Source organism: Arthrobacter sp. Y3223151 (assembly GCF_059091125.1).
The window spans coordinates 26,265-40,387 of sequence record NZ_JBNHGI010000006.1; the positions used below are offsets into that span (position 1 = coordinate 26,265).

Consider the following 14,123-nt stretch of genomic DNA (forward strand, 5'->3'; position numbering starts at 1 on the left):
CCCGGCTCCCGGACTCAGCGGACCGGGTAGCCGGCGTCCCGGATCGCCTGTTTGACCTGCGCGATGGCGTCGTCGGGCCCGAAGTGGAAGACCGAGGCGGCCAGCACCGCGTCCGCCCCCGCGGCGACGGCTGGCGGAAAATGCGCGGGCTTGCCGGCGCCGCCGGAAGCAATCAGCGGGACCTTCACCGCGGCCCGTACCGCCCGGATCATTTCCAGGTCGAAACCGTCCTTGGTCCCGTCGGCGTCGATGGAGTTGAGCAGCAACTCCCCCACTCCCCGGTCGGCCGCTTCGCGTGCCCACTGCACCGCGTCGATCCCCGTGCCCTTGCGCCCGCCGTGCGTGGTGACTTCGAATCCGGAGGCCACCGAGGGATCGTCGGTCCGGCGTGCATCCAGCGAGAGCACCAGCACCTGGGAACCGAAATGGCGGGTGATCTCGTCGATCACATCGGGGCGGGCGACCGCGGCGGTGTTGATGGCGGCCTTGTCCGCCCCGAAGCGCAGCAGTTTGTCGACGTCGGCGACCTCGCGCACGCCGCCGCCCACGGTCAGCGGGATGAAGACTTCCTCGGCGGTGCGGGCCACGACGTCGAAGGTCGTTTCGCGGTTGCCGGAGGAGGCGGTGACGTCCAGGAAGGTCAGCTCGTCGGCTCCGGCACGGTCGTACCGGTGCGCCAGTTCCACCGGGTCGCCGGCGTCGCGCAGGCCTTCGAAATTAATGCCCTTGACCACGCGTCCGGCGTCGACGTCCAGGCAGGGGATCACACGGATGGCAACAGTCATGGCTTACTCCGGGGCAGTCAGATGCGGCAGGCGTGGATGGTGCTGACCAGGATGGCCCGGGCGCCGAGATCGTAGAGCTCGTCCATGATGCGGTTGGTCTGCGTGCGGCGGACCATCGAGCGCACGGCCACCCAGCCGGTATCGCGCAGCGGCGAGATGGTCGGTGACTCCAGCCCCGGGGTCAGCGCCGCGGCGGCGTCCACGAGGTCCTTGCGGATGTCGTAGTCCATCATGACGTACTCGCGGGCAACAATCACGCCGCGCAGCCGGCGCATCAGCACGTCCAGTCCGTTGGGCGGGGTCTCCCCCGCGCGGCCGATCAGCACGGCCTCGGACTTCAGGATGGGCTCCCCGAAGATTTCCATCCCGGCGGCCCGGAGCGTGTTGCCGGTCTCCACGACGTCGGCAATCGCGTCGGCTACGCCGAGGCGCACGGAGGACTCCACCGCGCCGTCCAGCCGGACGACGGACGCGTCGATCCCGTGCTCGGCCAGGTAGCTGCGCAGCAGCCCGTCATAGCTGGTGGCCAGGCGCTTGCCGTTCAGTTGCGCGGAGCTGGTGAACTCCCCGAGCGGGCCGGCGAACCGGAACGTGGACGCCGCGAAGCCGAGGTTCATCAGCTCGACGGCTTCGACCTGTGCGTCCAGGAACAGGTCACGGCCGGTGATGCCGACGTCCAGGGTGCCGGAGCCTACGTAGACGGCGATGTCGCGGGGGCGGAGGAAGAAGAACTCAATGTCGTTGTCGGCATCGGTCATGACCAGTTCGCGGCTGTCGCGGCGCTGGAGGTAGCCGGCCTCGCCCAGCATGGCGGAGGCGGCTTCGGACAGGGAACCTTTGTTGGGAACAGCTACACGCAGCATGGGGGTCTTTCTGGGATCGTCTCGGCCGCAGCAGGGCCTCGCAAGTGTGGAATCGGCCTGGGTCTGGGCGGGGCGCCGCGCACTGGCGGCGTCCCGCTACAGATGCTTGTAGACGTCTTCCAGCCGCAGGCCCTTGGCGATCATCAGGACCTGCAGGTGGTAGAGGAGCTGGGAGATTTCCTCGGCGGCGGCTTCGTCGGATTCGTGTTCGGCTGCCATCCAGACTTCGGCGGCCTCTTCGACGACCTTCTTCCCGATTCCGTGGATGCCGGAATCCAGCTCGGCTACCGTACGGGAGCCCTCCGGACGCTGCTGCGCCTTTTCGCTCAGTTCCGCAAACAGGGATTCGAAGGATTTCACGCCCTTTAGCCTACGTCAGGAGCGCGTGAGGGCGGCAAACCGCCGTTCCCATTGTGACGAATGCCTCCGCCACCCCCTCTAGACGCCGAGGCCCCGGAGCGTGGCCGCGGTCGCCAGGGCGGCGGTCACCGCTTCGTGGCCCTTGTCCTCGCTCGAGCCCGCCAGGCCGGCGCGGTCCAGGCCTTGCTGCTCCGTGTCGCAGGTAAGCACCCCGAATCCCACCGGCGTGCCGGTCTGCACGCTGACACTGGTCAGCCCCTCGGTGGCGGCCTGGCAGACGTACTCGAAGTGCGGCGTCCCGCCGCGGATTACGACGCCGAGCGCCACCACGGCGTCATAGTGCGGTGCCAGCCGGGCGGCGGCGACGGGCAGCTCGAAAGCCCCGGGCACCCGGACCAGGGCCGGCTCCCCGATCCCCGCCTCGGTTGCCGCCCGCAGCGCGCCGTCGACCAGCCCGTCCATGATCTCGGTGTGCCAACTGGCGGCGACGATGGCGAGCTTTAGCGCGCCGGTCTCCGCCTGCAGGCCGGTGATGTCGATGGTGGGTGCTCCGTGTCCGCTCATGTTCTTCCTTCGTGAAACTCTCGTCGGTGGTTGACTGTGGTTGCCGTGCCGGGCACAGGCGTCAGCTCTGCTGCACGGGTGTCGTCTGCAGGACGGCCAAGCGGTGGTCCATCCGGTCCCGCTTGGTCTCCAGGTAGCGGCGGTTCTGCTCCCGGAAGGGAACTTCCGCGGCCACCATTTCGACCACCTCGATGCCCAGCGCCGCCAGCATGCTGCTCTTGGCCGGGTTGTTGCTCAGCAGCCGGATGGCGCCGATGCCCATCGCCCGCAGGATGGCGGCGGCGGCGGAATAGTCCCGCGAGTCCACGGGCAGGCCCAGCTGCTCGTTGGCCTCCACCGTGTCGGCGCCGGCTTCCTGCAGGGCATAGGCGCGCATCTTGTTGGCCAGGCCGATGCCGCGGCCCTCCTGCCCGCGCAGGTACAGGACCGTCCCGCCGTGCTCTCCGATCATGGCCAGCGCCTGCTCCAATTGCTCGCCGCAGTCGCAGCGGTAGGAGGCGAACACGTCGCCGGTCAGGCATTCGGAGTGCAGCCGGACCAGCGGTTCGGCCGCCGGACTGACCTGCGAGGTGATGCTCAGGTGCTCCACGCCGGTGGCGGCATCGGTCCACGCCTGGGCGGTGAAGCTGCCGAAGGCCGTGGGCAACTGGACCGCGGGCCCGCCCTCGACCGTGGCGGCCGGAGTCTTTTCGCGGATGTCCTTACCGTCCATGGTTCGCCGCCTTCGGCAGGCCGGCGGTGTCCGGGTTTCCGGCCAGGTGGTTGGCGAGGTCCTCGATCGAAACCAGCGGGCACCCGTGCTCGTCGGCAAAGGCCCGCAGCGCCGGCAGGCGCATCATGTCCCCTTCATCGTGCACTAGTTCCGCGATGACGCCCACCGGCGCACGCCCGCCCAACCGGCACAGGTCCACGGCGGCTTCGGTGTGTCCGCGCCGTGCGAGCACCCCGCCGTCGACCGCCCGCAGCGGGAAGACGTGCCCGGGCCGGGTCAGGTCGGCGGCAGTGCTGTCCGCCGCCGCGAGCACCGCGGCGGTGCGCGCACGGTCGGCGGAACTGATGCCGGTGGTCACGCCGTCGGCCGCGTCGCAGGAAACCGTGTAGGCCGTGCCCTTGGCATCCTGGTTGACTTCGACCATGGGCGGCAGCCCCAGTTCGTCGGCCCGTGCCGCCGGCAGCGGCACGCAGATGACGCCCGAAGTATAGCGGATGGTCCAGCCCATGAGTTCGGGGGTGGCGGCGTCGGCGGCGAAGATGATGTCGCCTTCGTTTTCCCGGTCTTCGTCATCAACGACGACGACGGGGCGGCCGGCGGCGATGGCCGCCACCGCGGCTTCGATGGTGTCGAGCGCGATCCGCGGCTCCACCGCGGCGCTCATGCCCTGGCTCCGGTGGTGAAGGCCAGGAGCCGCTCGGCGTACTTGGCGAGCACGTCCACCTCCAGGTTGACCCTGTCGCCGGGCTGCTTCGCGCCCAGGCCGGTGTCGGCCAGCGTGGTGGGAATCAGGCCGACTTCGAAGAACTGCGTCGCGGCACCGGCATCGCTGACGTTCGTGACAGTCAGCGAGACGCCGTCGACGGCGATGGAGCCCTTCTCCGCGATGTAGCGGGCCAGCTCCACGGGAACGGTGAAGCGCAGCCGCTCCCAGTCGCCCAGGTCCTCGCGTTCGGCCAGCGTGCCAACACCGTCCACGTGCCCCTGGACCACATGTCCGTCCAGCCGCCCGCCGGCCGGGACGCAGCGTTCCAGGTTGACCGGCTGACCCGGCCGGAGCGATCCGGTGGTGGTGCGTGTGAGGGTCTCCCCCATCACGTCCACGCTGACCCGGCTGCCGTCCAGCGCGACTGCGGTCAGGCACACGCCGTTGACGGCGATCGACCCACCGAGCCCGAGCCCGGCAGCCGTTTCGGGTGCGGTGAAGGTCAGCACTGCGCTGTCGGTGGCCGGACTCAGGTCCAGCGATTCAACGCGCCCTTGTTCCGCGATGATTCCGGTAAACATTCATTTGCCTTTCTGAGTGCCGTGGGACGGCAGGGGTTCCAGGTGCAGGCGCAGGTCCGCGCCCAAGTTTCGGGTGCTGCCGCCGGCCGTGTCCCAACGCCAGCGTCCAGCCTCGGACAGCGTCCCGATGCCGAGGTCGGCCACCGCACGGGTGCCGGCGCCGAGCATCAGGGGTGCCAGATAGAGCACGAGTTCGTCCACCAGGTCGGCGCGCAGGAAAGCCGAGGCGACGGTCGCTCCGCCCTCGATCATGGCGTGGCCGATGCCGCGCCGTGCCAGTTCGGCCAGGACGTCGGCCGGGTCGTGGGTGGCCAGTTGCAGGAAGCGGCCATCGGTGCCGCGGACGGCGGCGTCGGCCGGGACCTTCCGGCGCCCCATCACCACGCGCAGCGGCTGGCCGGGAGTATCGCGTCCCGCCCGGTCGCGGGCGGTGAGCCGCGGGTTGTCGGCCGCGATGGTTCCGGTGCCGGCGATGATGGCGTCCGCGCGGGAGCGGATGCCGTGGCTGTCCGCCCGCGCCTCTTCCCCCGTGATCCATTGGCTCGTGCCGTCTGCCGCGGCAATCAGCCCGTCCACCGTCTGCGCGACGTGCAGCGTGGTGAACGGCCGGGCTTCCCGCCGGGCGGCGAACCAGCGATGGTTCAGGTCCAGCGCCTGCTCCGACAGCAGCCCGGTGCGCACGGCGACTCCGGCCTCGGCCAGCCGCCGCGCCCCGCCGGCGGCCGCCTCGGTGGGGTCGGCCGTGGCGTAGACCAGCGAGCCAACGCCCGCGTCCAGGATGGCGCCGGAGCAGGGGGCGGTGCGGCCGCGGTGGTTGCACGGCTCCAGGGTGACCAGCATGGTGCAGTCCGCCAGGTTTGCGGCGCGTTCCCGGGGCACGTTGGCCAGCGCATCGACTTCGGCGTGGGGAGTGCCCGCGCCCCGGTGGTACCCGACGCCGAGCACCTCGCCCCGCGGGTCGATGATGGCGGCGCCGACGAGTGGATTTGCTCCGCGGACGCCCTGCCGGGCGGCGTCCAGCGCAAGCTCCATGCCGTGCTGCTCGGCCGTCGAAAAATTGCGGGCCGCGCCAACCGCCGCCTGACCCGTCACGCCTGCACCTGCTCGTCGGCCGGGCGCCCGATCAGCGGATCGGGATGCAAAGTTTCGACCCCGGGCTTGGCCTGTGCGTTGGCCCGCCACCAGACGAAGAATCCAACCAGCGTGAAGCCGCCGTAGAAGAGGTACATGAAGGCGCTGGCGTAGTAGCCGGCGCTGAACAGCAGGGGTACGCCCACAATGTCGACCGCCACCCAGATCAGCCAGAACTCAACCCAGCCGCGTGCCATGCCGTAGGTGGCCAGCAATGAACCGACGAAGGTCCAGGCATCCGCCCAGACCGGTTCGTAGGAGCCGAGGGCCGCGAAGATCGGGGTCAGGGCGACGGTGCCCAGGAGCAGTGCGGCGACCAGGCCCAGGCGCGCCTTGCCGCCGGCCCACTGCGGGGTGATGGCGTGGCCGTCACCGCTGCGTGCGGAGCGCCAACGCCGCCAGCCGTACACGGCCACGGCGATGAACATGACCTGGCGGCCCGCCTGGCCCAGGAGGTTGGCGGTATTGGCGGAGCCGAAGAGCGAGCCGAGGAAGACGGTCAGCAGCAACACGTTGCCGATGATGCCGATGGGCCAGGCCCACACCTTCCGGCGCATCCCGCCGAGCGCGCTGAGCAGGCCGAAGACGTTGCCCAGAACTTCGCGCAGCAGCAGAGCGCTGCCGGCTACGGGAATCTGGGCTTCAAAGAGCCACCGCAGAAAATCCATGCCGTTCCTTTCGAGCCGCGGCGGCTCCGGGGAACGACAGAGCGGAAGCTTGGGGGGTCTCGGGCTGCGGTCATCGACCGTACCCGGTGGCCCCATGGCTGCCACCTGTACGTGCTTCTCCCATCCAGACTTTAACTGTCGGTACCGGAATTCCACCGGTTCAACCGCTGCCTGAAGTTCCGGGCGGAACTCTCGGCAGCGGGTCGCGGACTATAACCGCCGGTTCGGACTTACACCGACCCCGGAGCACGTTTGTGTTTGCGTAACTATGCTCTCACAACTGCCTCGTGGCACGTTCCATTCCCGTCACAACGTGTAACACCAGTCACAGGAGCCTCAGAAATGGGGTTGCCGGCCGGCCGCGGCCCGCAGGGAGGCGATGGCCTGCTCCGGATCGGCCTTGCCGTACACGGCGGACCCGGCGACGAAGACGGTGGCGCCGGCCTCGGCGGCCCGCACGATGGTCTCTTCGGTGACGCCCCCGTCCACCTGGATCGCCACCGGGAGCCCCGAACCCGCCACGGCGCGGGCGGCCTTGCGGATCTTGGGCAGGGTCACGTCCAGGAACGACTGCCCGCCGAAACCCGGCTCGACCGTCATGATCAGCAGGAGGTCCATCTCCGGGAGCAAATCCAAATAGGGCTCGACGGCGGTGGCCGGCTTCAGCGCCATGCCCGCCTTGGCCCCGCGGGACCTCAGCTCCCTGGCCAGCCGGACCGGGGCCGACGCCGCTTCCACATGGAAGGTCACGGATTCGATCCCCGCCTCGGCATACGCCGGCGCCCAGCGGTCCGGATCGGCGATCATCAGGTGCGCGTCCAGGGGCAGGCTGCTGACTTCCCGGATCCGCTGCACCACCGGCAGCCCGATGGTCAGGTTCGGCACGAAATGATTGTCCATCACGTCCACGTGCACGGCATCGGCGGTACTGATGCGCCGCAGTTCGGCTTCGAGGTTGACGAAATCGGCCGAGAGGATGCTGGGATTGATGCAGCACTGTGCCATCGGATGCTTGCCTGCCTGTCTGTGTGTCGAGGGATGTCGGAACCGGTGTTGGCCTAGTTGGTGCGGCGGAGCAGCGCCATGAACATGGCATCGGTGCCGTGCCGGTGCGGCCACAGCTGCGCCGTCGTTCCGCCGGCCCGGCCCACGGCGTCGCCGCCGGGTTGTCCTGCTTCCAAGTGCCCCGGGAGGCTGACGCCGTCGAGGACGGAGGAGGTATCCAGCAGTTCCAGCCCGGGGTTCCGGCGCAGCAGGTCGGCGACCACCGCCGTCGTCTCCGCCGGGTGCGGGGAGCACGTCACGTAGGCGATCAGGCCGCCCGGCTTTGCGGCGGCGACGGCCGCGCCGAGCAGTTCGCGCTGCAGCGGCCCCAACTGTGCCACGTCGGAGGGCTTCCGGCGCCACCGCGACTCCGGGCGGCGGCGCAGGGCCCCCAACCCGGTGCAGGGCGCGTCCACCATGATCCGGTCGAACTCTCCGGCATAGAGGTCGCCCACGTCGCGGCCGTCGCCGGTGCGGAGTTCCCACACCCCGGCCGGTACCGGCGCCAGGGCCTTTCGGACCAGCTCGGCACGGTGTTCGGCCACCTCATTGGCCAGCAGCGTGGCGCCCCGTTCGGCGGCCAGCGCGCCCAGCAGTGCGGCCTTGCCGCCGGGGCCGGCGCACAGATCCAGCCAGCGCTCGCCCGGCGTCACCGGCGCGGCGGCGGCCAAGGCCAGCGCCACGAGTTGGGAGCCGGCGTCCTGGACGCGGGTGGTTCCGGCCCGCACGCTGGCCAGCCGGCCGAGGTCGCCGCCGGCATACAGGGCGGAGCCCGCGACCAGTTCCCCGGGCTCCGCGCCGGCGTCGATCGCCTCGTCCAGCGAACCCAACCCCGGCAGGGCCACCAGGTTCACGACCGGCGCGGCGTTGTCGGCCGCCAGCAGGTCTTCCAGTTCGTCCACGCGGCGTCCGTGCCCCGCCAGGGACTGCCGCAGGGCCCGCACCACCCACTCGGGATGGCTGTGTTCCAGAGCCGCCGCCTTGACCGGGTCGGTCTCCCCGGCGGTCAGCTCGGCGGTCCAGCCGCGCAGGTCCCGGGCGGTGACCTTGCGCAGGACGGCGTTGATCAGCGAGCCGGGGCCCGCGCCGATCACGGCGCGGGCCAGGCCGACGGTCTGGTCCAGGGCGGCGTGGGCCGGCACCCGCATGGCCAGCAGCTGGTGGGCGCCGAGACGCAGCGCATCGAGGATCGCGGGATCCAGTTGGTCCAGCGGCCGGTCCACGCAGCGGGCCAGGATGGCATCGTAGGTGCCCAAACCGCGGAGGGCGCCGTAGGTTAGCTCCGTGGCGAAGCCGGCGTCGCGCTTGTCCAGCCGGTGTTTGCGGATGCTCGCCGGCAGCACCAGGTTCGCATACGCATCGTCCCGTTCCACCGTGCGGAGCACCTCGAAGGCCGCCAGCCGGGCCGGGTCGGCCGCCCGCGTCCGCTGCGACGGAGCCGATCGGGAGTACTGCCTGGTGCCGCCGCGGTTGCGCTCCCGCCCGGCAGCATCACGGCGGCCGGCCCCCTGGCCGCCGCCGCCGCCTTGGCGTCCGCTGTTCCGGCTGCCTTCATTCCGGCCGCTCATTCGAAGTGCACGTCCTCACGCTGTCCAAGCCCGCGGGCCCAATCTGCTGCATCCATCATTTTCTTGCCCGCCGGCTGGACCCTGTCCAGCTCCACGGCATGGGAGCCCGTGCCCACAAGAGCCGAGGCCGACGAGCCGCCGGACAGCCTCACGGCCCCGGGCGGCAGCCCGCGGTGCTCGGGCCGCAGGCGTACCGGGCCCAGCTTGAAGCGCTGGCCGTCGAGCATGGTCCAGGCACCGGGCTCGGGAGTGACGCCGTTGATGCGGCGGCGGATGGCCAGCGCCGGCTGCCGCCAATCAATGTGACCGTCCGCCAGGGACAGCTTGGGCGCGAGGCTGACATCACCGGACTGCGCCACCGCCACCGCTGTGCCCGCGCCGACGGCCGCCAGGGTTTGCGACAGCAGCACGGCGCCGCTGTGGGAGAGCCGCTCCAGCACCTCGCCGCTGGTGTCCGCGGGGCGCAACGCCTCGGTCAGGGTGCCGTAGACCGGGCCCGTGTCCAGCCCCTTCTCCAGTTGGAAGGTGGAGGCGCCGACGACGTCGTCGCCGTTGATGATGGCGTGCTGCACCGGCGCGGCGCCGCGCCACGCGGGCAGGAGTGAGAAGTGCAGGTTGATCCAGCCGTGTTCGGGGATGCCGAGCGCGGCTTCCGGGACGAGCCCGCCGTAGGCCACGATGGCCACCACATCCGGGGCGGCTGCCCGGATGGCATCGGCCGCGGCCTCGTCGATCCGGTTGGCCCGGATCACCGGCACGCCGAGTTCCGCGGCGCGGGCCGCCACCGGCGAGGCGGTCAGGACCCGTTTACGCCCTACCGGCGCGTCCTCCCGAGTGAGCACGGCCACAATCTCGAAGTCATCCTCGACGAGCCGGTCGAGGGAGGGCACGGCCACGCCGGGAGTGCCGGCGAAGAGGACCCGCAAGCGCCTGCCGCCGTCCGTCATGCCAGCGGCTGCCCGAAGGAACCGGTGCCCGCCGCGGCCGGCCCGCGGCTGAAGCCGGAGCCGACGTGCGCCGCGCGCTGAGCCTGAGTCTCGCCGGCCACACCGTTGTATCCGGCGTTGCGGATGGAGCGCAGCGCGTTCTTCCGGTTCTCCCCGGTGAGATGGTCGATGTAGAGGATTCCGTCCAGGTGGTCGGCCTCATGCTGGAAACACCGGGCCAGCATCCCTTCGCCGTCGTACTCCACCGGGTTGCCGTGCATGTCCTGGCCGGTCACCCGCGTCCAGCGGCGCCGGCGCACCGGGTAGCCGAGCGCGGGGATGGACAGGCATCCTTCGGCGACGTCGTCCTGGAAGTCGTCGCTGAGCTCGAGCACCGGGTTGACCACGTGGCCGCGCCGGCCGTCCACGCGGAAGGTGAAGACGCGCAGGCTCACGCCAACCTGCGGGGCGGCCAGCCCGGCGCCGTCGACGTCCTCCATGGTTTCGTCCATGTCCGCCACCAGCTTGGCCAGCTCCGGCCCGAATGCGGTAACCGTTTCCGCCTTGGTCCGCAGCACGGGGTCGCCGATAATTCGGATACTCAGGATCGCCATGTAGTTCTTGTCCTCACTGTTGCCGCTTCAGTACGCTGCCGATGGGTTCCGGTCCAGTTTAGTGGGCCTGCTGGACCGCCTGCAGGGCGGCGGCAGGGGGCGGCGCGATCGGCAGCAGCGCCCGGCCCGCCTCGGCTACCTGCAGATGCGTCTCCCACGCCCGGCGCAGCGAGCAGAAGCGGTACCAGTGCCATCGAAGCACCTCGGGGTTGGCGCGCATCGGCCGGACTTCCGTCTCACCGATCGCCACGCCCAGCAGCAGCGGATCGTCACCGTGCGCCCACGGCTCCCAGCTCCCCGTCGCGGCGTCGACCAGCGACTCCTGCGCCTTCATGCCGGCCACCAACTGCATGACCACCTTGTCATTGAGCGCCTTGACCTGGCCGTTGCGGTCCGTGCCCTTGGTCTTGAAGTCAATCAGGCAGGTGCGTCCCGCGATCCGGGCCACGAGATCCAGCGTGCCGGCGTATCCCACTTCCTGGTTCCAGACGGTGATCTCCGGGGCGATGGGCTCCACCCCGTAGAGCTGCCACCATTCGTCGAACCTGGCGGCGAATGCCTCTTCGCCGTTGGCCTTGAGCGCCTCCCGGGCACCCGCAACGTCGTGCTCCCTGTCCAGCGCCCTGAGTGCCACCTGTTCGCAGTACCCGTGGACGCGGTCCCCGCGCAGCGCGGCGGCATCCCGGTAGCGGTCGGCGGCCAGGGTCGCTTCCTTCGCCAGCGACCTAAGCCGTCCCGGGTCTCCGGCGGCCTCGGCCAGCCTGGCATCGGAGGCCAGGGAGGTGGCTGCCATGTGGGCGAACCAACCGTCCAGCGTGGTCGGCTCCTGCGCGATCACGGTGGTGATGGAGGGAACCGACGGCGGCTCCGAGGTGGAGCGCGCGTACATGCGGCCGTTGGCGGTGGCATGCGCAAGAAGTGGTGCAGTCATAAGGAAATCTTCTCAGGTTCCACTGACCGTTCCGGTCCGCAATGCACAGCGCCGGCGCGACGGCGGCCGGCTCCGCGCCGTTAACGAAAACATCCCCGGCCAGGCGATGCTGCCTGGCCGGGGATGTTTTCCGTGGTGGGCGATACTGGGTTCGAACCAGTGACCTCTTCGGTGTGAACGAAGCGCGCTACCACTGCGCCAATCGCCCGGGTTTACTGCCGATGCGCCCGGCGCGTCCTGCAACGTCTAGAAATGCTAGCCCACGGAGGCGCTGAAACAAAAATCGCCCGGCGACGGCGTCTGGGCGATTGTTGCAGGTGCGGTTTTTGGGGCGCGCGAGGAACGGGGCCGCGGGTGGGCCGCGGAACGGTTCGGCCGGTCCGCCGCCGAGCCCATCGCCTCCGTGCCCGGTCGGCCTCGTCGTTTCACCCGCCACAGCGTCGATTGGACGAAGCGGGAATCGTCCTATAGAGTTTTTACTCGTTGGAAATCACAGCGACGCCGCGAGCCGTTCGATGAAGGATCGCGGAAAAAGTGATGGAAAACTTTTGCGGACGTAGCTCAGCTGGCTAGAGCACCACCTTGCCAAGGTGGATGTCGCGGGTTCGAATCCCGTCGTCCGCTCGCAAGTCACTGTAACGTGCCAGCGTCGCTGGCCGGTCCTAGCGCAACTGCGAATAGGCACGGTGGGGTGGCCGAGAGGCGAGGCAGCGGCCTGCAAAGCCGTATACGCGGGTTCGAATCCCGTCCCCACCTCGTTTGCGGCGACACAGCAAACATCTCGTGAGAGATCACGGGCGATTGGCGCAGCGGTAGCGCGCTTCCCTGACACGGAAGAGGTCACTGGTTCGATCCCAGTATCGCCCACTGGAACGCAGTCCGGAGTGATCCGGAAACCGTTTCGCGCGGACGTAGCTCAGCTGGCTAGAGCACCACCTTGCCAAGGTGGATGTCGCGGGTTCGAATCCCGTCGTCCGCTCTCTTTTTCAGCGTTTTCTCCAGCGGCCCGCCTCGGGCACACCGGGGCGATTGGCGCAGCGGTAGCGCGCTTCCCTGACACGGAAGAGGTCACTGGTTCGATCCCAGTATCGCCCACCATTTCACGGCTCCCCCGGCGGGAGCCTTTCTCGTTTAAGCCGTTTAAGCCGTTGAGCGCGCGGCACGGTGCCTACGATGGACGTGCAGGGGCGAAAGGCCCCCCGTCGGAAAGGAGGTGACCGTGTCTGTATTTGACGAGCTCAAGGGCAAGGCCGGAGGACTCAAGGACAAGGCAGCCGGTCTCGTGGGAGAACACTCTGGCAAGATCAAGGGTGCCGTCGGCAGCGCCGGTGACTACATCGACGCCAAGACCGGCGGTAAGTATTCCAAGCAGGTAGGCGGCCTGCAGGCCAAGGCATCCAATTTCGTCGACACGTTCGGCGAGAGGGATGGCCAGGCACCGTCCGACGGGGACACCTCGTCCGCCTAGTCCCGGGCACGCCAAGGAGGGTGCCGGACCGCCGGGAGGCGGGCCGGCGCCCTTTGTCGTGAGGCCGCTTATTCGCCGCGCGCGCCTTGCGATCTGGCGGATCCGTCAGGGTCCACTGTAGGCGCTGGCACTCCTTCGAGTCTGGGGATTGCCCGACCCAGTAAAACACCCTGCCGCAAGGCTCGACATCGGAACGGCTCTAACCCGGTAAGGGGCATCGCAGTGCGTACCTTGTTCCTGTTCAACGCCATGCTCAGGCTTCGGGTTGATCAACTCCGCTTCGAAAACCTGCGCCAGGATATCGCCGACGACGTAGCGCAATAGCCATGAGTTCGGACAGAGAAGGACGGGCGTCAGCTCGTCCCATTCCTGCGCCGCCTGCTCGGCAATCGATAGCTAACCGGGTGGGAGCCTGGAGGCCAAGGCGCGAGTGTAGCTCTCGGGATCGTTATGGGTCTGCGCCGAGACGACGAGATGCCTTGGGCTGATGCGCTTGGCGTAGTCCCCCTGATAAGGCATGACCAGGACGGTGTCCAAGCCTGTTTTCCAAGCGGCAATCAGAGCCGGCAGACAGCGGCGTTCGGGGTGTAGTTCAAGAGGGAGCATGTGGTTGGGCTGCAGCTGGATTTGCCAGTGGTTGAAGGCGTCGATGTCCACGCCATCCCAGCCGTATTCGGTTGTCCAGCCCGGAGGGAAGGCCACGTGCATCTCCTGATCGGCGCGGATTTCCGGCGTTGGATGCTGGTCCCCCGTGTCGTACCAGGCCCAAGCTCGTTCCCAAGCCTGCTGCCAACGGGCGCCCCACTCAGTCCTGTCTGCAGTGGCAGGCGGTCGCGAGGCACCGGGCTTCGGTGCCGGGTTCAACTCCGGAATGTTGACATCCGGGGCAATGTTCCAAGCGCTACGGATGAAGAGCAGGAGCGATAAGTGGTTCGGCGCGTCTTTCACAGAGATGACCATGTCCTGCGGCCAGGGGTTATCTGGCAGGGGCTGATTGGATCTCATAAATTCCCTTTCGAGATTTTGATTCCTCGTCCGCTCCAGCTCGGGTCAGGTTAGTGTCCCACGATAGGACCGGCACAGAACCGCACAGAGCCTCCTGCACCTACTTCTCACCAAGCTCCAGACACGGAGAAGGACGGGCGTCAGCCCGTCCCGTTCCTGCGCCGGCTGTTGAGAAGCCGGCCCTAGTCTTGGTTGGC

16 protein-coding genes, 6 tRNA genes and 1 riboswitch are annotated in these 14,123 nt (G+C 69.1%); of the genes, 6 read left to right on the forward strand and 16 right to left on the reverse strand.

Annotated features, from left to right (window positions below; translation table 11 throughout):
- Positions 1–14: 14 nt before the first annotated feature.
- The 15 genes from hisF to AC5RUP_RS10235 all read right to left on the reverse strand — a co-directional run bounded on the left by hisF (position 15) and on the right by AC5RUP_RS10235 (position 11,661).
- The gene (hisF, locus tag AC5RUP_RS10165; RefSeq protein ID WP_493999587.1) at positions 15–785 is read right to left on the reverse strand and encodes an imidazole glycerol phosphate synthase subunit HisF; all 771 of its coding nucleotides are present in this window, start codon (positions 783–785) and stop codon (positions 15–17) included.
- A gap of 17 nt (positions 786–802) precedes the next feature.
- Complete coding sequence (gene hisG, locus AC5RUP_RS10170) at positions 803–1,648, reverse strand: ATP phosphoribosyltransferase (protein WP_494154025.1); 846 nt, start codon at positions 1,646–1,648, stop codon at positions 803–805.
- A gap of 96 nt (positions 1,649–1,744) precedes the next feature.
- Positions 1,745–2,008 (reverse strand): phosphoribosyl-ATP diphosphatase, encoded by a 264-nt coding sequence (locus AC5RUP_RS10175; RefSeq protein ID WP_493977843.1) that lies wholly within the window; start codon positions 2,006–2,008, stop codon positions 1,745–1,747.
- Between the two features lie 78 nt (positions 2,009–2,086).
- A complete protein-coding gene (gene ribH / locus AC5RUP_RS10180) occupies positions 2,087–2,572 on the reverse strand; it encodes a 6,7-dimethyl-8-ribityllumazine synthase (RefSeq protein ID WP_493999585.1) in 486 nt (161 codons plus the stop codon).
- Positions 2,573–2,633: 61 nt separating this feature from the next.
- Positions 2,634–3,284, reverse strand: a complete 651-nt coding sequence (gene ribA, locus AC5RUP_RS10185) for a GTP cyclohydrolase II (protein WP_494092681.1) — start codon at positions 3,282–3,284, stop codon at positions 2,634–2,636.
- Positions 3,274–3,948: a 3,4-dihydroxy-2-butanone-4-phosphate synthase gene (gene ribB / locus AC5RUP_RS10190; protein WP_494067707.1), complete on the reverse strand. Its 675-nt coding sequence runs from the start codon at positions 3,946–3,948 to the stop codon at positions 3,274–3,276. Before ribB ends, ribA begins: the two co-directional genes overlap by 11 nt.
- Positions 3,945–4,571, reverse strand: a complete 627-nt coding sequence (locus AC5RUP_RS10195; RefSeq protein WP_494067706.1) for a riboflavin synthase — start codon at positions 4,569–4,571, stop codon at positions 3,945–3,947. Before AC5RUP_RS10195 ends, ribB begins: the two co-directional genes overlap by 4 nt.
- A complete protein-coding gene (ribD, locus tag AC5RUP_RS10200; protein WP_494158512.1) occupies positions 4,572–5,663 on the reverse strand; it encodes a bifunctional diaminohydroxyphosphoribosylaminopyrimidine deaminase/5-amino-6-(5-phosphoribosylamino)uracil reductase RibD in 1,092 nt (363 codons plus the stop codon).
- Positions 5,660–6,370, reverse strand: coding sequence for a nicotinamide riboside transporter PnuC (gene pnuC / locus AC5RUP_RS10205; protein ID WP_494155014.1), 711 nt, complete (start codon positions 6,368–6,370; stop codon positions 5,660–5,662). Before pnuC ends, ribD begins: the two co-directional genes overlap by 4 nt.
- A gap of 107 nt (positions 6,371–6,477) precedes the next feature.
- Positions 6,478–6,624: riboswitch (FMN riboswitch) on the reverse strand.
- A gap of 82 nt (positions 6,625–6,706) precedes the next feature.
- Positions 6,707–7,375 carry a ribulose-phosphate 3-epimerase gene (gene rpe / locus AC5RUP_RS10210; protein ID WP_494067703.1) on the reverse strand — a complete coding sequence of 223 codons (669 nt, stop codon included), beginning with the start codon at positions 7,373–7,375 and terminating at the stop codon, positions 6,707–6,709.
- 53 nt (positions 7,376–7,428) lie between these two features.
- A complete protein-coding gene (locus AC5RUP_RS10215; protein ID WP_494158513.1) occupies positions 7,429–8,982 on the reverse strand; it encodes an RsmB/NOP family class I SAM-dependent RNA methyltransferase in 1,554 nt (517 codons plus the stop codon).
- Positions 8,979–9,908 (reverse strand): methionyl-tRNA formyltransferase, encoded by a 930-nt coding sequence (fmt, locus tag AC5RUP_RS10220; RefSeq protein ID WP_494158547.1) that lies wholly within the window; start codon positions 9,906–9,908, stop codon positions 8,979–8,981. Before fmt ends, AC5RUP_RS10215 begins: the two co-directional genes overlap by 4 nt.
- 17 nt (positions 9,909–9,925) lie before the next feature.
- Complete coding sequence (gene def, locus AC5RUP_RS10225) at positions 9,926–10,522, reverse strand: peptide deformylase (protein WP_494158514.1); 597 nt, start codon at positions 10,520–10,522, stop codon at positions 9,926–9,928.
- Positions 10,523–10,580: 58 nt separating this feature from the next.
- A complete protein-coding gene (locus tag AC5RUP_RS10230) occupies positions 10,581–11,453 on the reverse strand; it encodes a cytochrome (protein ID WP_494067700.1) in 873 nt (290 codons plus the stop codon).
- A gap of 133 nt (positions 11,454–11,586) precedes the next feature.
- Positions 11,587–11,661 (reverse strand) — tRNA-Val (locus tag AC5RUP_RS10235).
- Positions 11,662–12,003: 342 nt separating this feature from the next.
- On the opposite strand from AC5RUP_RS10235, the gene AC5RUP_RS10240 reads away from it, so the two are divergent.
- From AC5RUP_RS10240 to AC5RUP_RS10265, 6 genes are all read left to right on the forward strand, one after another.
- A tRNA-Gly gene (locus AC5RUP_RS10240) sits at positions 12,004–12,077 on the forward strand.
- 61 nt (positions 12,078–12,138) lie between these two features.
- Positions 12,139–12,209 (forward strand) — tRNA-Cys (locus AC5RUP_RS10245).
- 39 nt (positions 12,210–12,248) lie between these two features.
- Positions 12,249–12,320 (forward strand) — tRNA-Val (locus AC5RUP_RS10250).
- A 38-nt stretch (positions 12,321–12,358) separates the two neighbouring features.
- Positions 12,359–12,432 (forward strand) — tRNA-Gly (locus AC5RUP_RS10255).
- A gap of 44 nt (positions 12,433–12,476) precedes the next feature.
- Positions 12,477–12,551, forward strand: a tRNA-Val gene (locus AC5RUP_RS10260).
- A 121-nt stretch (positions 12,552–12,672) separates the two neighbouring features.
- Positions 12,673–12,921, forward strand: coding sequence for an antitoxin (locus AC5RUP_RS10265; RefSeq protein WP_494153877.1), 249 nt, complete (start codon positions 12,673–12,675; stop codon positions 12,919–12,921).
- 396 nt (positions 12,922–13,317) lie between these two features.
- On the opposite strand, the gene AC5RUP_RS10270 is transcribed toward AC5RUP_RS10265, so the two are convergent.
- Complete coding sequence (locus AC5RUP_RS10270) at positions 13,318–13,926, reverse strand: hypothetical protein (RefSeq protein WP_494131395.1); 609 nt, start codon at positions 13,924–13,926, stop codon at positions 13,318–13,320.
- Between the last annotated feature and the right edge of the window lie 197 nt (positions 13,927–14,123).